Origin of the sequence: Mycobacterium neumannii, assembly GCF_048452905.1 — a bacterium.
Classification (GTDB): domain Bacteria; phylum Actinomycetota; class Actinomycetes; order Mycobacteriales; family Mycobacteriaceae; genus Mycobacterium; species Mycobacterium neumannii_B.
The window spans coordinates 1,700,919-1,716,499 of sequence record NZ_JBCGVF010000003.1 but is presented as its reverse complement, the minus strand read 5'-3'; the positions used below and the strand labels follow the sequence as shown (position 1 = coordinate 1,716,499).

General features: G+C 66.2%; 18 protein-coding genes. 8 read left to right on the top strand and 10 right to left on the bottom strand.

Annotation, left to right across the window (positions count from 1 at the left end; all coding sequences use genetic code 11):
* Nucleotides 1-181: 181 nt before the first annotated feature.
* The gene (locus AAHH99_RS14785; protein WP_418769267.1) at nucleotides 182-970 is read left to right on the top strand and encodes a TetR/AcrR family transcriptional regulator; all 789 of its coding nucleotides are present in this window, start codon (nucleotides 182-184) and stop codon (nucleotides 968-970) included.
* On the opposite strand, the gene AAHH99_RS14780 is transcribed toward AAHH99_RS14785, so the two are convergent.
* Nucleotides 959-2,119 carry an acyl-CoA dehydrogenase family protein gene (locus AAHH99_RS14780; protein ID WP_418769266.1) on the bottom strand — a complete coding sequence of 387 codons (1,161 nt, stop codon included), beginning with the start codon at nucleotides 2,117-2,119 and terminating at the stop codon, nucleotides 959-961. The two genes, AAHH99_RS14785 and AAHH99_RS14780, sit on opposite strands and share 12 nt — an antisense overlap.
* 103 nt (nucleotides 2,120-2,222) lie before the next feature.
* On the opposite strand from AAHH99_RS14780, the gene AAHH99_RS14775 reads away from it, so the two are divergent.
* Nucleotides 2,223-3,233, top strand: a complete 1,011-nt coding sequence (locus tag AAHH99_RS14775; protein ID WP_418769265.1) for an acyl-CoA dehydrogenase family protein — start codon at nucleotides 2,223-2,225, stop codon at nucleotides 3,231-3,233.
* Nucleotides 3,234-3,340: 107 nt separating this feature from the next.
* On the opposite strand, the gene AAHH99_RS14770 is transcribed toward AAHH99_RS14775, so the two are convergent.
* Entirely contained in the window at nucleotides 3,341-4,249 is a 909-nt protein-coding gene (locus AAHH99_RS14770; RefSeq protein WP_064396093.1) for an enoyl-CoA hydratase, read from the bottom strand.
* 122 nt (nucleotides 4,250-4,371) lie between these two features.
* Between AAHH99_RS14770 and AAHH99_RS14765 the strand changes: the two genes are divergently transcribed.
* Entirely contained in the window at nucleotides 4,372-5,457 is a 1,086-nt protein-coding gene (locus AAHH99_RS14765; protein ID WP_418769639.1) for a dihydrodipicolinate reductase, read from the top strand.
* 38 nt (nucleotides 5,458-5,495) lie between these two features.
* On the top strand, nucleotides 5,496-6,113 hold the full coding sequence (locus tag AAHH99_RS14760) for a nitroreductase family protein (RefSeq protein WP_418769638.1): 618 nt from the start codon (nucleotides 5,496-5,498) through the stop codon (nucleotides 6,111-6,113).
* Here the strand turns inward: AAHH99_RS14760 and AAHH99_RS14755 are convergent.
* The 3 genes from AAHH99_RS14755 to AAHH99_RS14745 all read right to left on the bottom strand — a co-directional run bounded on the left by AAHH99_RS14755 (nucleotide 6,080) and on the right by AAHH99_RS14745 (nucleotide 9,165).
* Nucleotides 6,080-7,081 carry a YihY/virulence factor BrkB family protein gene (locus AAHH99_RS14755; RefSeq protein WP_418769264.1) on the bottom strand — a complete coding sequence of 334 codons (1,002 nt, stop codon included), beginning with the start codon at nucleotides 7,079-7,081 and terminating at the stop codon, nucleotides 6,080-6,082. The genes AAHH99_RS14760 and AAHH99_RS14755 overlap by 34 nt on opposite strands.
* A 62-nt stretch (nucleotides 7,082-7,143) precedes the next feature.
* Nucleotides 7,144-8,103, bottom strand: coding sequence for a non-homologous end-joining DNA ligase (gene ligD / locus AAHH99_RS14750; RefSeq protein ID WP_418769263.1), 960 nt, complete (start codon nucleotides 8,101-8,103; stop codon nucleotides 7,144-7,146).
* A 27-nt stretch (nucleotides 8,104-8,130) separates the two neighbouring features.
* Entirely contained in the window at nucleotides 8,131-9,165 is a 1,035-nt protein-coding gene (locus AAHH99_RS14745; RefSeq protein WP_418769262.1) for a CobW family GTP-binding protein, read from the bottom strand.
* A 43-nt stretch (nucleotides 9,166-9,208) separates the two neighbouring features.
* On the opposite strand from AAHH99_RS14745, the gene AAHH99_RS14740 reads away from it, so the two are divergent.
* From AAHH99_RS14740 to AAHH99_RS14730, 3 genes are all read left to right on the top strand, one after another.
* Nucleotides 9,209-9,397, top strand: a complete 189-nt coding sequence (locus AAHH99_RS14740; RefSeq protein WP_418769261.1) for a DUF4383 domain-containing protein — start codon at nucleotides 9,209-9,211, stop codon at nucleotides 9,395-9,397.
* A 78-nt stretch (nucleotides 9,398-9,475) separates the two neighbouring features.
* Nucleotides 9,476-10,024: a CsbD family protein gene (locus AAHH99_RS14735; RefSeq protein WP_418769260.1), complete on the top strand. Its 549-nt coding sequence runs from the start codon at nucleotides 9,476-9,478 to the stop codon at nucleotides 10,022-10,024.
* A 26-nt stretch (nucleotides 10,025-10,050) separates the two neighbouring features.
* Complete coding sequence (locus AAHH99_RS14730; RefSeq protein WP_418769259.1) at nucleotides 10,051-10,716, top strand: IF2 family translation initiation factor; 666 nt, start codon at nucleotides 10,051-10,053, stop codon at nucleotides 10,714-10,716.
* A 6-nt stretch (nucleotides 10,717-10,722) separates the two neighbouring features.
* Here AAHH99_RS14730 and AAHH99_RS14725 read toward each other — a convergent pair whose 3' ends face one another.
* Together AAHH99_RS14725 and AAHH99_RS14720 are read right to left on the bottom strand one after the other, a co-directional pair.
* A complete protein-coding gene (locus AAHH99_RS14725) occupies nucleotides 10,723-12,135 on the bottom strand; it encodes an NCS2 family permease (protein WP_418769258.1) in 1,413 nt (470 codons plus the stop codon).
* Between the two features lie 10 nt (nucleotides 12,136-12,145).
* Entirely contained in the window at nucleotides 12,146-12,580 is a 435-nt protein-coding gene (locus AAHH99_RS14720; RefSeq protein WP_418769257.1) for a MarR family winged helix-turn-helix transcriptional regulator, read from the bottom strand.
* Nucleotides 12,581-12,631: 51 nt separating this feature from the next.
* On the opposite strand from AAHH99_RS14720, the gene AAHH99_RS14715 reads away from it, so the two are divergent.
* Nucleotides 12,632-13,267, top strand: a complete 636-nt coding sequence (locus AAHH99_RS14715; protein ID WP_418769256.1) for a TIGR03086 family metal-binding protein — start codon at nucleotides 12,632-12,634, stop codon at nucleotides 13,265-13,267.
* Here the strand turns inward: AAHH99_RS14715 and AAHH99_RS14710 are convergent.
* From AAHH99_RS14710 to AAHH99_RS14700, 3 genes are all read right to left on the bottom strand, one after another.
* Nucleotides 13,251-13,622 carry an NYN domain-containing protein gene (locus tag AAHH99_RS14710; protein ID WP_418769255.1) on the bottom strand — a complete coding sequence of 124 codons (372 nt, stop codon included), beginning with the start codon at nucleotides 13,620-13,622 and terminating at the stop codon, nucleotides 13,251-13,253. The genes AAHH99_RS14715 and AAHH99_RS14710 overlap by 17 nt on opposite strands.
* 135 nt (nucleotides 13,623-13,757) lie before the next feature.
* Nucleotides 13,758-14,096, bottom strand: coding sequence for an anti-anti-sigma factor (locus AAHH99_RS14705; RefSeq protein ID WP_418769254.1), 339 nt, complete (start codon nucleotides 14,094-14,096; stop codon nucleotides 13,758-13,760).
* A 191-nt stretch (nucleotides 14,097-14,287) separates the two neighbouring features.
* On the bottom strand, nucleotides 14,288-15,532 hold the full coding sequence (locus AAHH99_RS14700) for a DNA polymerase domain-containing protein (RefSeq protein ID WP_418769253.1): 1,245 nt from the start codon (nucleotides 15,530-15,532) through the stop codon (nucleotides 14,288-14,290).
* Nucleotides 15,533-15,581 lie beyond the last annotated feature (49 nt).

Below are 15,581 nucleotides of genomic sequence, written 5' to 3'. Positions count from 1 at the left end.
ACGTGTTTCCGCAATCGAGAATCGATGTTTTCACAATACTGTACAGGGCTCGCTCCGCCGGCTGAGACCGTCGGACCGCTCAACGGGGCACGAAGTCCGGCGGGTTCACGCTGTTTTGGCCAACGTGTGCGTGTAGGTAGCGGAGGTGGATCGAAGGCGGAACGCGTATTCTCAGGTAATCATGACTGCTAAGAAGCGGAGTGCCCGCGACTCGGAAGCCGATCTGGAACTCGTCGAGACCGACGTCGAGATGCCGGGTAGCTGGCAGGAAAGAACGATCGAGCGGCGACTCAGCCAAGCGCGCGCGCGTGCACTTGCGCGTAGTTCGAGGTTCTTGGCGACGGCCCTGGAACTGGTCGAGGAGTCCGGTCGTGCCGACTTCACCATCCAGACCCTCATCGACCGCTCGAACCTCAGCCTGCGCGCCTTCTACCAGCATTTCGCAGGTAAGGAAGAACTGCTGCTGGCTCTCTATGAGAATGCCACCAGTCAGTTCATCGAGGCGATCCGCCACGAGGTGGCGGCCGCGGACGGTCCGATGGAGCAACTCGAGGCGTTCTGCCGCGGATTCCTCTCGCGTGCGGAGTCGTCGGAGGCCATCGGCGGGCGCGTGATGACGATCTACAACTTGAGCCTGGAGATCGAGCGCCCTGCCGATTTCGCGAAGATCTGGGAGCCGCATCAGAAACTGCTCACCAAGATCCTCACCGCATGCTCACGCGCGGGGCTGGTCCGCAAGGATCTGACGCCCGCTCAGCTCACCACGCTGTTGAATTCGACCCTCATCGCCCTGGCCCAGATCGGGGTGTTCCACTTGGGTGTCAAGGGCGCTGAGCTCACCGAGGACCAGCTGTGGGCATGGTGCCTGCAGGCGCTGACTCCGCCCGCGAACGCCCCCAAGAAGGCTGTGACCGCCAAGGCCACGCCACGCAAGCGCCCCACCCGCAAACCCAAGGACCTAACGGGGTAGACCCAGACCTCTCTGGGCGATGATGGTGCGCTGCACCTCGCTGGTGCCGGCATAGATCGTGGTGCCCAGCGCGAAGCGCATGAGGTGTTCGAAGCGGCCGCGCTCCGGTGCCGTCGGCTCGAAGACGGACCGCGTCGCATCGGGTCCGACGAGCTCGACGATGTCTTGGCTCGCGCGCACGAGCGCCTCGGTGGAGAACACTTTCGCCATCGGCCCCTCGGCGACAGGCGTATGACCGTTCTCGGTCATCCACACACATCGACGTTGTAGGAGCATCGCCACTTCGAGTTCCATCGCTACCCGCGCGATACGCCGCCGCACATCGGTTTTCGCGATCGCAGGTGATCCGTCGGGCGCGTGCGTCGCGGTCGCCCACTCCTCGGCGTGGTGCAGGAGACGCGCGATGTGCGGTCCCCATCCTGACGCGTGCTCGTCCTGTAGCGACAGGCCCAGCACCTGCCAGCCGGCGTCGACGTCACCGATGCGCCACTCGTCGCCGATGCGCACGTCGCTGTAGAAGGTGATGTTGGTGCGCTCGCCCGACAGCGTCCACACCGCTTGCGCTTCGAAGCCGTCGGAGCTCGTCGGCACGAGAAACATCGTGAGCCCCTTGTGCTTCGGTTTGTCGGGACTCGTCCGGGCCAGCAAGAAGACATAGTCGGCGATGTGACCGTTGGTCGTGAACATCTTGGAGCCGTTGATGACCCAGCCGTCGCTGTATCGTACGGCCCTCGTGGCCGCGGCGGCCACATCCGAGCCGCACTCCGGTTCGGTGAAGCCGAGCGCGATGGTGACGTCGCCGGTCAAGGCGCCGGGCAGGATGCGCTCCTTCATCGCGGGTGTACCGATCTGCCGGATGATCGACGCCACCATCCGGGTGGTCTCGGACAGGTATACCGGCGCGTCCGTGCGCATGAGTTCTTCGTTGAGCGCCTGCTCTTCCCAGGCAGTGCGGTCCTGCCCGCCGAACGCCGTCGGCCAGCCCGGAGCGAAGTAACCCTTGTCGACCAGCCCTTTGGCGAAGTCGTCGTCGTGCGCGACACCGCTGCGGTAGATCCGTTCCTCGATGTCGGGGGTCAGCACGTCACTGAGATGTCTGCGGACACCATCCCGGAAGGTTTCGGTCGCGGAGTCGGACTGAAAATGCATGAGCGGGAACCAATCTGTCGCGTACCGGGCGGGCAGGCGGGCGCAGCCGATAATGTTACTCTCAAAACTGAGAGTATCCATATTCGCATGTGAGGGATGTCCGGTGGACCTGAGCCTGTCCGGCGAACAGCGACAACTCGTCGATTCCTTCGCTGCGATGTATACCCGCGAGTCGACGTCGCAACGGGTGCGTGCCGCAGAACCTCTCGGGTTCGATCCGAAGCTGTGGGAGGCCCTCGTCCAGACCGGTGTCATCGAGATGGCGGTCGGCGAATCCGACGGCGGGTGGGGGGCTTCCGAGCTCGAGTTGGCGCTGATCGCCGAGCAATACGGCCGGGCGGTCGCGTCGGCGCCGGTGATTGAGGCACAGATAGCCGCCCGACTGCTGGCCGCCTGCGGTGACGACGACCTGTTGGCGGCCACCATGTCGGGAGACAGGCTCGTCAGCTTCGCTCCGCGGTCCTGCGACGGCGATGTTCTCGGACTGGTTCCCGGCGGCGCGGTGGCCGACACCGTGGTGGCCCTGGTCGGCGGGCGTCTCGTCGCGTTGTCTGCCACCGACCGTGAGCACGTCGAAAATCTCGGCTCCTTACCGCTGGCGGACGTGGTGACGCGCGGCGACGCCACCGTGCTCGCCGAGGGGCAGCACGCCCGTCGATTGTTCACCGCCGCGGTCGACCTTTGGCTCACCCTCACCGCCGCGGCTCTCGTGGGTGCCGCGGCCAAGGCCGTCGAGATCGGCGCCGAATACGCCAAACAGCGGCACGCGTTCGGCACCCCGATCGGCACCTTTCAGGCCGTGTCACATCCGCTTGCCGACAGCGCCACCGCGACCGACGGTGCCCGTCTGTTGGCCTTCGAAGCGGCGTGCGCGTTCGCCGACGAACCCGACCGCGCGACCGAGCTGGCGGCGATGGCCTTCGCGTTCGCCTACGAAACCGCGCGTGACGCGACCTATCGCAGCCTGCACATCCACGGCGGCTACGGCTTTGGGATGGAGGGCGACATCCAGCTGTACTACCGGCGGGTCCGCGGCTGGGCCATGGTGTTCGGCGAGCCGGCGGTCGCCCTGGACCGCGTGGCCGACGCCCGCTACGGACCAGTCGCCGGCTGACTCGGCTCTACCTAGCGCGAGTGTGGGGTTGATGCACGCCTTGCCCCGCCGAACGCGTGACGGTAACCCACGTTCGGCGCAGAGGGGAGGGCGCGGGTGCACGGTCGTCAGGATTCGACCCGCACCTGATCCTTGACCGACAACACGATCGGGGGAGCGGTCCGCCAGTTCGGCACGCCCTGCTCCTCACCGGCGGTCGCCCGCTTGTCCTCGCGCACGCCCACCCAGTGCGAGTGGTTGAGCTGGTGCAACGTGAAACACGACTGCAGCGCGTTGTAGAAGCCCATGTTGTCGACCGACTGATTGACCGACTCCTTGATGAGCAGCGCCGCCATCGTCGGCACCGTGGCGATCCGCCGTGCCATTTCCAATGTGCGATCGGCTAATTCGTCACGCTTGAAGATCTTGCTCACCATCCCGAGTCGATACGCCTCCTCGATGTCGATAGCGTCGCCGGTCAACATCAGCTCCTTGGTGCGCCGCGGGCCGAACTCCCACGGATGGCCGAAGTACTCCATGCCGCACATCCCCAACCGGGTGCCCACGACGTCGGCGAAGCGCACTTCTTCACTGCCCACGATCAGGTCGCATGCCCAGATCAGCATCAGACCCGCCGAGAACACGTCACCGTGCACCTGCGCGATGGTGATCTTGCGGAGGTTGCGCCAGCGCAGGTTGTTCTGGAAGAAGTAGTGCCATTCCTGCAGCATGATCTTCTCCGCGCCCTCGCGCGTCCCTCCGTTGATGGCCGCCGTGGGATGCTGCTCCGGCCCCGGCATGAACTCGGCACGCGCCTGCTTGGAACCGATGTCGTGGCCGGAGGAGAACATCGGTCCCTCGCCGGCGAGGATGACCACGCGAACGGTGTCGTCGGCCTCGGCGCGGGCGAACGCCTCATCGAGTTCGACCAGCATCCCGCGGTTCTGCGCATTGCGCTGCTCCGGACGATTCAGCGAGATCCGAACGATCTGGCCGTCGTCGAACGTCTCCCACTTCAGAAACTGATACTCGCTCATCGTGTCCTCCGGATCGGGCCAATCTGGCAATGGTGTTGTCGTTTATTGAGAAGGTATGTTCTCACGGGTTGGATGGATCGACTGAAAGGGTGCACATGTCGGACTGCCAACGTAACCCGCGGGTGGTTCTGTGGGGGCCAGGCCAGGTCGGTGTCGGCGCGCTGCGTGCGCTGATCGCCCACCCCGGCCTGGACCTCGCGGGCGTGGTCGTACACGCCGAGGCCAAAGACGGCATGGACGCCGGTGCGCTGTGCGGCATGCCCGCGACCGGAGTGATCGCGACCCGCGACATCGACTCGGCGCTGTCGCTGGATGCCGACGTGGTCGCCTATTTCGCCTCGGGCGATTACCGCTACCGGGAGGCCGCCGAGGACATCGCCCGCTGTCTGCGCGCGGGCAAGAACGTGGTGTGCACCTCCCTGGTTCCGATGTGTTACCCGCCTGCCGCCGACAAGGACACCGCCGAGCTCATCGCGTCGGCGTGCGATGAAGGGGGCACGAGCTTCTTCAACAGTGGTGTGGATCCGGGGTGGGCCAACGACGTCATCGCGTTGACGATGACTGGATTCAGCAGTCGCGTCGACACCATCACCATGCTCGAAATTCTCGACTACGGTCCGATCAACCAGCCCGACATCATGTTTGACTTCATGGGTTTCGGCCACCCGCCCGACCATCCGGCGCCGCTGTTCGACACCGAGCGACTCGCGGCGCTCTGGGCACCGACAGTCCATCTCGTTGCCGACGGCGTGGGCCTTCCTCTTGACCGCGTCGTCACCACGATCGAGAAGTGGTTGGCCACCGAACGCTACGAGGTCGCATCGGGCTGGATCGACCCGGGCACCATGGGCGGCATGCGGTTCAAGCTGGCGGGCATGGTGGGCGACGAGGAACGCGTCGTGCTCGAGCACATCACACGCATGGGTGAGCAGTCGGCTCCGGACTGGCCGCGCCACCCCTCCCCGCACGGCGGTTACCGCGTCATCGTCGACGGGCTGCCCACCTACACCGTCGACATCGAGATGCACGGGCGTGGAAACAACATGCGTGGCTTGACATATGCGACCGTGATGCGTGAGTTGAACGCCATTCCGGCCGTGATGGCGGCACCACCAGGAGTGCTGTCGACGCTGGACCTACCGTTGATCACCGGACCCGTGCGCGGTGGCACATGGCGGGGCGTCCTACCCGGCGCGAAAACGTCATGAACCCCACCCCGGCTGTGTCGACGGACATCTGGACGGTGATGGAGACCGCCTCGGCGGTGCGGCGGTATCGCGACGAACCGGTCGACGATGCCACACTGCAGAGGTGTCTGCGAGCGGCCAGCTGGGCGCCGTCGGGTGCCAACCAGCAGCCATGGCGGTTCGTGGTGCTGCGCTCCGAGCAATCCCGTGCGCTTGTCACCGCGGCCGCACACCGAACGTGGGATGAGCTGCAGCGGTTCTACGGAATCACGTCTCCCGATGACGGCGCGGACGATCCGCGGTCGCGGGTACTGAGATCGATGGCCGACCACATGCGGACCGGCGGCGCCGCGCCCGGTCTCGTCCTCTTCTGCGTCCGGCCGCAAGCTGGGGCGTCCGAGCTACAGCAAGGCGGTTCGATCTTCCCGGCGGTGCAGAATTTCCTGTTGGCCGCCCGGGCCCAGGGGCTCGGGGCGGCGATCACGTTGTGGCACACGGGCTGTGAAGAGCAGTTGCGTTCATTGGTCGGGATCCCGGACGACTGGATGCCGGCGGCGTTGGTGACGGTGGGATGGCCGGCGGGCCACCATCACACAGTCCATCGTAAGCCGTTGTCGGAAGTGGCGGCGGTGGACAACTGGGATCAACCCTGGCTGCCCGACACCTCGCCGGATTGATCAGAAGAAGTGTCACGGGTCGGGTCGAACCGCACACTGACCTTCTGAAAGCCTTCCGCCCGTTCGGCTTTCGCCCGGCGGGTGTAGGTGCGCCGGTCGGCCGAGGTGAGGTCGACGTCGTCGGTGAACGGCGTCATCAGTGAACGGGGATACAGCTGGTCGACGCGCACGACGTTGAGTTCGGCGCACATCACCAACGTCACCGAAACCAGATACAGGAACGCAAGCAGGCCCAGAACCAACGCGAACACACTGTTGGTCGCGCTGGTCGACTTGACGACGTGGGAGACGTAGTTCGCACCGAACCACTGCAGCAGCTGCCATATCACCGCCGCGGTGAGGGCGCCGGGCAGTACGTCGCGGTACGACACGGAACGGGCGGTGGTGACGCGGAATGCGACCAGACAGATCAGCGCGTTGATCGCGACGGTGGCGACGGTGACGCCCACTTTGCCGAACCACCCCAGGCTGGCGGTCGCGTGGCCGACCGCCGACAGCACCGTCGCGGTGACCGCGGCCGAACCGAGCACGAACAGCAGCAGCAGGCTGCGCAGCCGCGACCGGATAGGGTCCGGGCGGTTGTTGCGGGGCACCGCCCATACCGAGTCCATCGCGTTCTGCAGCGCCTGCCCGACACCGAGGCCGCCGTAGAGGGCGCCGGCGATACCGACCACGACGGCCGTGGCGCCGCCGCTGAGTTGCTCCGGCCGTTCGAGCTGGCTACCGATAACCGGGAACTGGCCGAGCGTGGACTGCAGGATCTGTTGCTGTAGCTCCGGGTGGCCGACGAGTATCACCCCTAGCGCGGTGGTCAGCAGTAGTAGCAGCGGGAACAGGGAAACGAACGCGTAATAGGTGATCAGCGCCGCCAGATAACCGCCCTGATCGTCGACGTACTTGTAGATCACCGCGATGACGAAACCAACGCGGCGGTTGCGTCGCTGCAGCCGGTCCAGCCAGCCCACCATCCCCGGAATCCCTCCGCCGATGCGCTGTCGATACCCGCTAACCGGCCGGGTGAATCCCGAAGTCAGCCGTCCTCGTTGCGGCGCGCACGCGCCCGCCGCTTGCCTTCGTGCATCGCGGCGACCCGCGCGACGGGGATGGTCCTACCGTGCTCGATCAGATCGGCTGGCAGCGTCTGCGGTGCCGGCATCGCCTGCGCCCATGGGTCGCTGCCGCCCAGGACGTCGATGGCGTTGTGCACGGTGAAGTCCGCCGGCGTAATGCGGTCGAGGTCCGACCAGGCGACCGGGAACGACACCGGGGTGCCGAGGCGCAACCGGGGACTGTATGCGGCGACGACCGTCGCACCACCGGCGCGGGTGGAGTCGATGAAGACTTTGCCTTCGCGGTCGTCGACGATGAAAGCCGTTGTGGCGCGGGACGGATCGAGTGATTCTGCTCGCGCGGCGAGGGCGCGGGTGGCTGCCGCGACGTCGTCGACCGGTGCGCTGTCGTCGACAGGGACGAACACGTGCACTCCCTTTGCGCCGCTCGTCTTCACCGCTCCGGCCAGACCACAGTCCGAGAGCGCCTGCCGCACGAGGTGAGCCGCGGCGACGACGGCCGCGAAGTCGCTTCCCTCCGGCGGGTCGAGGTCGAGCACCAGATGCGTTGGGCGGTAGATGTTTTCTGCCAACCCGAGCGTGGGGTGATACTCGACGGCGCGCTGGTTGGCCATCCACAGCAACGTGCGCCGATCGTCGCACAGGGCATAGCGGACCTCGCGGTGGGAGGACTCGGCCCACATCGAGACGGTCTTCACCCACTCCGGGGTGTACTTCGGCACGTTCTTCTGCATGAACGGCGCCCGCCCGCGCAGCACCCGCAACACTGTCAGGGGACGCCCTTCGAGGCCGGGAAGAATCCGATCCGACACCGCGTCGAGGTAGTCGATCAGGTCGCGCTTGGTGGCTTTGGCGTCCGGGCTCAACGGTTGATCGAGGTTGGTCAAGTCGACCCCGGCGCGCTGCTCCTCGGCGCTCATCACCTCACCATAAGCGCGGGGCGGCGATCAGATGCTGAGTCTGCGGTAGCGCTGCAGCCGTCGCACCCCCGCGGCCGAGACCACGCCGTCGTGCGGTGCCAGCGCCGCCGTGATGCGCGCGCGGACGTCGTCGACGTCGACATGGGTGCCGATCGCGACGAGTCCGTTGGCGACGGCCGTAGACGGCGCGTTCGCTATGTGGACAGACGTGCCCACCACATTGACGACATAGCGGCGCGTGCGCTCTCGGTACCGGACCGCGACCGTGCCCTTGAGCCGGTACACACCCGGGGGTGGCGTTTCGAGCAGGTCGATCAGCGCCGCGGGATCGACGCAACCGCTGCTGGTCACCGTGACCGAATCGGCGTGCACGTGTGGGTGGTCATGTGCGTCCTCGGTGTCGACGAGCAATTCGCGCAGCGAGAGTTGCTCGCCGACGTCGACGGATGCGGACACGTCGTACAGCAGAGCCGGATCGACACGTCCGGCAGTGGCACCCACGACATGTGCGTCCGGATTCCGTTCGCGCACACGCTTTTCGATCCGCCCGAGCGTCTCTTCGCGGGCGTCCTCGGAGATCTGGTCGAGTTTGTTGACCACCACAAGCGTGGCCGCCCCGTATCGGGCCGGCGGAGTGGCGTGGTCGTCGACGGTGTCGAAATGCGCGGCGGCGTCGATGACGTCGACGATGCCGCCGGGCCGCACCCGCTCCACCCCGCTGAATCGGATGATCCGTGACACCGCTATCGGATCGGCCAGTCCGCTCGCCTCGATGATGATCGCGTCCAGGCCGAGCTTCGGGTCGGCGAGCTTGGCCAGCGCGTCGTCGAGCCCGCCTTCGTCGGGAAGGCAGCAGATGCAGCCCCCGGCGATCGAGGCCGGTTCGTCGACCTGTCCGGTGACCAGCGCGGCGTCGACGTTGAGTTCGCCGAAGTCGTTGATGATGACCCCGACGCGCGCACCCGGCTGGCGCAGCACGTGGTTGAGCAGCGTGGTCTTACCCGCGCCGAGGTAGCCGGTCAGAGCGATGGCCGGAATCGTCGTTGCTGTCACGCGACACATGATTGCAGCGTTTCGATCGGCATCGAGCGGCTATCCCGCGGCGATGGCTGTTCCAGGATCTCACGGCTCACCCAAAGCGGGCTGCAATCGCGGTCGGCAGGGTTCTCCGGCCAACTTCCTGCCGGTCAACACCGCAGACAATTGGCTGCACCTGGGGCTCGCCGTCGGCATGCTCGCTCTGGGTCTGCTACGGGGCCGCACCGGCGACGCACTCGATCTCCGGCGCGGCTAACCATTTGCTGTGCGTCCGCCCACAGAGGGTTTCGGACCCCCGCGGATGTGGAATCTTGACCCTTGAGAGGAGGCCCGAATGACGGACCACGACAAGGCCGGCCAGGCACGTGAAGGCCTGATCGACTCGGTGAAAGGCAAGGCCAAGGAAATGTTTGGCGCTATCACCGGAAACGACTCGATGACCGCCGAAGGCCAACTGCAGCAGGCCGAGGCCGAACGCCGTAAAGAAGCCAACACGATCGAAGCGGTCGCCGACGCCGAGGCGCGCGAGGCCCGCAGCGATGTGGTGGAAGCCAAGCGCGAAGGCGCCAAGGAGCGCACCGCGGCGAACGCGGAAGCGGCCGCCGAAAAGGGCGCGGTGGAGAACCAGAAGGCCGCCCAGAAGCGTGCCGCCGAAGCCGGTGCCCATCAGCAGCTCGATCGCGAGCGCACCCAGGCCGAAATCGACGCCGAGCGCAAGGCGCGCGAAGCCAAGGCCGAGCAGCGGGCGGGGGTCCACGACGCCGACACTCAGCTCGCTGGCGCGCTCGAAGAACACCGCGAAGCCGTCGAGGAGTCGGCAAGCGCGAAAGCCGAAGCCGCCCGTATCCGGCGGCAGGCCGAAAACCTCAACGACGACGCCTGACCACGGCGTAGAAGGAGCTTGCACCGATGAGTCTCACCGCTATTCCGAAGGCGGTGCTGAAGTTTCAGTACCAGGTGGCCCGTGTGCCGCTGCAGTTGATCGACGACCGGTTCGTCGCCCGGATGGACGACGAAGCACCGGCCCGGTTGTTCTACGAGCGTTCCCTGGGGATGCTCGACACCGCCGTGGGCACCGCGCTCGGTGATCACGAGCTCCAGAAGCGCGGCGCCACCCTCGTCGAGCGCAGCGACGCGTTGCGCCGCGCGGCAGAACTCGACGCGGCCGCCAACGAGAACGTCAAGCAGGCGGGCCGAGAGCTGAAGGTGACCCGCGAGAAGGCGCTGCAGGACAAGCAGAAGACGTTCGAGGAGATCGAGGCCGAAGCCCGCCAGGCGCGTACCGATGCGCAGGAGCGGAAGCGCGCGGCGGTCGAGAACGCTGAGAAGAAGATCGTCGAGGACAAGAAGAAGGCCGACGAGATCGCCGAGCAGCGCAAGAAGAACGTCGAAACGGCCAAGCGCCGCGAGGAAGAGCAGATCGACGCGGCCGAGCGCAGCGCAGCGAAGGTGGCCAGCGTCAAGATGGCCGACGCGCAGGACAAGCGTGTCGATGCGGCCACGACGCGTGCGCAGGCCGACAAGATCGACGACCTTGCCGACGCCGAGAAGGAAAAGCGGCAAGCCGACCGCTGACGCGGGTTAGATCCCGAGCAGCGACTCGATCCAGCCTCGCGCGAAGTACAGCAGGAAGCCCGCGGCGACCACCCACAAAAGTGGACTGATCTCGCGGGCTTTTCCTGCTGCCGACCGCAGTACCACCCACGCGATGAAGCCGACGCCGATACCGTTGGCGATCGAGTACGAGAACGGCATCGTGGCCACCGTCAGCACCACGGGCAGCGCGACCGAGAACTCGGAGATGTCGATGTGTCGCAGATGCGACACCATCATCGCCCCAACGATCACCAGCGCGGCAGCTGCCACTTCCGTCGGCACGACCGACGCCAACGGTGAGATGAACATCGCGGCGAGGAACAGGACGCCGGTCACGATATTCGCCAGCCCGGTCTTGGCGCCCTCGCCGATACCCGCCCCCGATTCGACGAACACGGTGTTTGACGAGGCCGAGGATGCGCCGCCGACCACGGCGCCCGCGCCTTCGACGACCAGCGCCGCCCGCAGGCGCGGGAAAGTGCCCTTTTCGTCGGCGAGTCCGGCCTCGCGCGACAGGCCCGTGAAGGTGCCCATAGCGTCGAAGAAGTTCGCGAACACGAGTGTGAACACGAACATGGTCGCGGCGATCACCCCGATGCGGCCGAAGCTGTCCATGCTGAAGGCGCCGACGAGCGACAGGTCGGGAAGCGCGAACGGTGAGCCCGACAGTGTCGGGACCGACAGGCTCCAGCCTCCGGGCTTGTCCGCGGCGGAGCCGAGGTGCCAGATCGACTCGATCACGACCGCGACGACGGTGCCGGCGACAAGCCCGATCAGGATGCCGCCCCGCACTTTTCGAGCCACCAGGATGCCCGTCAGCAGCAGCGTGAAGGCGAAGACGACCGTGGGCACGGTGCTGATGGAGCCGCTGCCGTTACCGCCGAGGCCGACCGGCGGTGACGCGACACCCGTCGAACCGATAAACCCGGCGTCGACGAGGCCGATGAACAGGATGAACAGCCCGATGCCGGCCGTGATGGCCAGCTTCAGCTGCATCGGTACGGCATCGAAGACCAGCCGCCGCAACCCGGTCGCCGCCAGTACGACGATGATGAGCCCGTTGATCACCACCAGTCCCATGGCTTCGGCCCAGGTGAGGGAGCCGACGAGCGTCGTCGCCACGAACGAGTTGATGCCGAGACCGGCGGCGAACGCGAACGGCATCCGCGCGATGAGACCGAACAGGATCGTCATCACGCCCGCGGCCAGCGCCGTGACCGCCGAAACCTCGGCGAATTGCAGTCGATCGCCGGTGACGTCTTCGGAACTGGACAGGATGATCGGGTTCAGCACGATGATGTAGGCCATCGCGATGAACGTGACTAGCCCGCCGCGGGCCTCCGCGCCAACCGTCGTGCCGCGCGCCGAGATCTCGAAGAAGCGGTCAAGCCGGTTCATTTCTCAAACCCTATGGGGTGTCTTCGACACGCGTCATCTCGTGCAGGGCCCGTAGGAACGCTCGCCGGTCGGTGGGCGAGAGCACCGAAAGCCACCGCTCCTCGCCGCGCTGGATCTCGGCCTGCACCGAATCCTTAAGAGCGCGACCGGCTTCGGTGATTTCCAGCAGTCGCACACGCCGGTCGGCCGGATCGGGTTTGCGCTCGATATAGCCGCGCTCCTGAAGTTCGTCGAGCGTGGGGATGATCCGGGTCTTGTCGGCGCCGATGGCTTCGGCGAGCGCGGCTTGGGTGCGCACCGGGGACTCGTCGAGCGCCGAGAGCACGCTGTAACCCCACATCGAGACGCCGTGCTTGGCGAGCACGGGCGTCTCCAGGGCGATCAGCCCGCGCAGTAACGGGGCGAGCATCGCCGCGAGGTCTCGTCGTCGCGGCTTGGGCGGCATGCAGGGATATTAAGCGTTGACCAATGATACGCAGGAATATATCATAAGCTTATGCATACGATTAGTGATCTGCGACCGTCCCATCGAACAGCGATCAATGCCACCGTCGACATCGTCTCGCGAGTGACGGTTGACGACCTCGATCGCCCGACTCCGTGTGCCGGTTGGAACCTCGCCGAGCTGCTGACCCACATGACCGTGCAGCACAGGGGTTTTGCCGCCGCCGCTCGCGGAGCCGGCGGCGATCTCGCGGTGTGGGAGCCCCTCACCGTCGCGGACGCGGTTCGCGCCGACCCTGGCGGCACCTATGCCGCAGCGGCCGCGGAGGTCGTAGCCGCATTCGCTGCCGAGGGGGTGCTGGACGCGACGTTCGCGTTACCGGAGTTCGGCGAGGACGCCACGGTCCCGGGTGCGATGGCGATCGGTTTTCACTTCGTCGATTACGTCGTGCACGGATGGGACGTCGCCCGCAGCATCGGTGTCCCGTTCGGGTTGCCCGACGACGTGGTTGCGGCCGTCCTGCCGCTGGCGATGGGGGTACCCGACGGTGAGATCCGCGACGCGGACAACTCGCCGTTCGCGCGTGCTCTGGAACCGCAGGCCGAGGCGAGCGAACTCGATCGGGTGCTGCGCCACTTGGGCCGATCGCCCGATTGGCGGCCCGCAGGTGTCACCGCGGATCGATGAGATCGCGCAGCCTCTCCGCCGGTACGACGGTCGCGCCGGCCTCGCGTACCCGCTCGGCGAGGGTGCGGTCGGACGTGGCCACGCTGATGTCGGCGGGCCGGTCGTCGGCTAGGACAAGGCGGACGATCTCGTCGTCGGCCGAGTTGGGCGCCGGGCGCGGGGCATAGGCGACGGTGACGGCCGACGAGTCGATCGCAGGCTTGGGTGGGCGTTCGAACACCACGGTGACATCGTCACCCTGAGCCCGCAAGGATTCCAGCCGCTCGACCAGGGTCACCATGGCGCGATGTCGGTCACGCCACCAGCCGTCGGGGCGCGATCCGATTACATTCATACCGTCGACGATCCACCGCATCGCGTGTCGAGGACCGGCGTCGGTCGACGGTGGGGCGGGTTCAGAAGGCGTGGCCGGTCTGCTTGGCCGTCGGATGCCGACGGCCAAGCAGGTAACCGAGCCAACGAATATCGAGTAGCACCTGGTCGCCTTCCGCTATGCGGTCTTCTGGGTCAACAGCGGCAGCAGACGGCGCCGTTTCTCGATGTTCTCCGCGAAGTGATGAAGCGCATCGGGCACCGATGCTGCGACGGGGACGCTTACACCGGACGCATGCAGCACTCGTTGCACTTCATCACTGGCGACGACGGCCCAATCCACCTCAGCGTGGTAGCAGCACTCATCGAGGTCGTACATCAGCGAAATGAGTTGCTCTGCACACGAACTCACTTCGCTCAGATCGAGGATGAACGGCTTCTCAGCCAGAACGAACCGGCGAGCGAACGCGGTGATCCGTTCAATGTTCCGGTCGTCGATGATGCCGTCGACCGTCACAACCGTTGCCAGCTGGCGGCACACGGCATGAAGCTGGGCCCCGGCGCAGTCGAATGTCGGATTCCCGTACATCACCGCCTCCTCGATTAGTCAGCTTCGTCGATGAAGCCCAACTTATGCCGCGAGATTAAGGCAAGCGCCAACGGCGACTAATACTTTGGTAAGAAGCAGTTTTTGCGTTAGCCAGCAAATCAGTCGCGCTGTATCCACTGGGGTCCGGCGTAGTTCTCCCACGGGCTGTAGTCGGCGAGCAACTCCTCCTGGGCGGGTCGCTCGTCTTCGGGCACGTGCTGAAGGTTGATCCGGATGCGGTACCAGATCGAACTGGGACCCCGCATACCGTCGACCAGAATGTCTGCGGGCTCCAACTTTTCGGCCACTGACGGGTGCCGTCGTCGCCATTCGTCCAAGGCCGCCATCGCCTCGTCCTTGGTCTTCGTGCGGGCGATCTCGATGAGCGGCTTCGATGAGACTCGGCGACCGGGACCTCCGCTCGAACGTTTGGCCCCGCGCGGTGCCCTCTCCGCCGGGCCGAGCCGGTCGGCGAGGTCGAGCAGCGCGTCCAGCGATCCCGCCGAATCGTCGATGCCCTCCCAGGGGTCACCGTGTTCGGCGAATCGTTGCGGCACCGTCGCGATCGTGAACGCGTCCGGCCGGCATCCGGGCACCTCTCTCCAGAGCAGCGGCGTCGACACCCTGGCGTCAGGGGTCGCGCGCACCGAATAGGCCGACGCGACGGTTCGATCGAATGCGTTCTGGTTGAAATCGACGAAGACGCCCTCGCGTTCTTCCTTCCACCAGCGCGCGGTGGCGATCTCGGGCGCTCGGCGCTCGACCTCGCGGGCCACCGCCTGCGCGGCGAGCCGGACGAACTTGAACGGCCACTGCCGCTGGATGCGGGCGTAGATGTGGAAGCCTCGCGATCCCGATGTCTTGGGCCATGCCGTCAGCCCATGGTCCTCGAGCACCTCGCGGGCGACCATCGCGACGTCGATGATCTGGGGCCACTCGACACCCGGCATCGGGTCGAGGTCGACGCGCAGCTCGTCAGGATGCGCGAGATCGTCTGACCGAACCGGATGGGGGTTGAGGTCGACACATCCGAGATTGACCACCCACACCAGGCCGGCCGCTTCGCGCAGCACCGCTTCGGCCGCCGACGTCCCTGACGCGTACTTCAACTCGGCGACCTCGACGAAGTCAGGCCGCTTCTTCGGCGCGCGCTTTTGGAACACCGCCTCCTCGGTGATGCCCTTGACGAACCGCTTGAGGATCATTGGCCGGTCACGCACACCGCGCAGGGCGCCGTCGGCGACGCTGAGGTAGTAGTGCATCAGGTCCGACTTGGTGACGCCGATATCGGGGAAGACGACCTTGTCGGGGTGGCTGATGGGCACCCGATGACCCTCGACCTCCAGGTACCGGGGTGCGGCCATAACGTCATGCTAGTTTCCCGGCCGCACTGCGACGCGGGTCACATATGGT

What these genes read in the sequence shown, in the direction of transcription:
- AAHH99_RS14785 (WP_418769267.1), top strand. Translation starts at nt 182, where the DNA reads ATGACTGCTAAGAAGCGGAGTGCCCGCGACTCGGAAGCCGATCTGGAA.
- AAHH99_RS14780 (WP_418769266.1), bottom strand. Translation starts at nt 2,119, where the DNA reads ATGCATTTTCAGTCCGACTCCGCGACCGAAACCTTCCGGGATGGTGTC.
- AAHH99_RS14770 (WP_064396093.1), bottom strand. Translation starts at nt 4,249, where the DNA reads ATGAGCGAGTATCAGTTTCTGAAGTGGGAGACGTTCGACGACGGCCAG.
- AAHH99_RS14760 (WP_418769638.1), top strand. Translation starts at nt 5,496, where the DNA reads ATGGAGACCGCCTCGGCGGTGCGGCGGTATCGCGACGAACCGGTCGAC.
- AAHH99_RS14755 (WP_418769264.1), bottom strand. Translation starts at nt 7,081, where the DNA reads ATGGTGGGCTGGCTGGACCGGCTGCAGCGACGCAACCGCCGCGTTGGT.
- ligD (WP_418769263.1), bottom strand. Translation starts at nt 8,103, where the DNA reads ATGAGCGCCGAGGAGCAGCGCGCCGGGGTCGACTTGACCAACCTCGAT.
- AAHH99_RS14745 (WP_418769262.1), bottom strand. Translation starts at nt 9,165, where the DNA reads ATGTGTCGCGTGACAGCAACGACGATTCCGGCCATCGCTCTGACCGGC.
- AAHH99_RS14740 (WP_418769261.1), top strand. Translation starts at nt 9,209, where the DNA reads ATGGCTGTTCCAGGATCTCACGGCTCACCCAAAGCGGGCTGCAATCGC.
- AAHH99_RS14735 (WP_418769260.1), top strand. Translation starts at nt 9,476, where the DNA reads ATGACGGACCACGACAAGGCCGGCCAGGCACGTGAAGGCCTGATCGAC.
- AAHH99_RS14730 (WP_418769259.1), top strand. Translation starts at nt 10,051, where the DNA reads ATGAGTCTCACCGCTATTCCGAAGGCGGTGCTGAAGTTTCAGTACCAG.
- AAHH99_RS14725 (WP_418769258.1), bottom strand. Translation starts at nt 12,135, where the DNA reads ATGAACCGGCTTGACCGCTTCTTCGAGATCTCGGCGCGCGGCACGACG.
- AAHH99_RS14720 (WP_418769257.1), bottom strand. Translation starts at nt 12,580, where the DNA reads ATGCCGCCCAAGCCGCGACGACGAGACCTCGCGGCGATGCTCGCCCCG.
- AAHH99_RS14715 (WP_418769256.1), top strand. Translation starts at nt 12,632, where the DNA reads ATGCATACGATTAGTGATCTGCGACCGTCCCATCGAACAGCGATCAAT.
- AAHH99_RS14710 (WP_418769255.1), bottom strand. Translation starts at nt 13,622, where the DNA reads ATGCGGTGGATCGTCGACGGTATGAATGTAATCGGATCGCGCCCCGAC.
- AAHH99_RS14700 (WP_418769253.1), bottom strand. Translation starts at nt 15,532, where the DNA reads ATGGCCGCACCCCGGTACCTGGAGGTCGAGGGTCATCGGGTGCCCATC.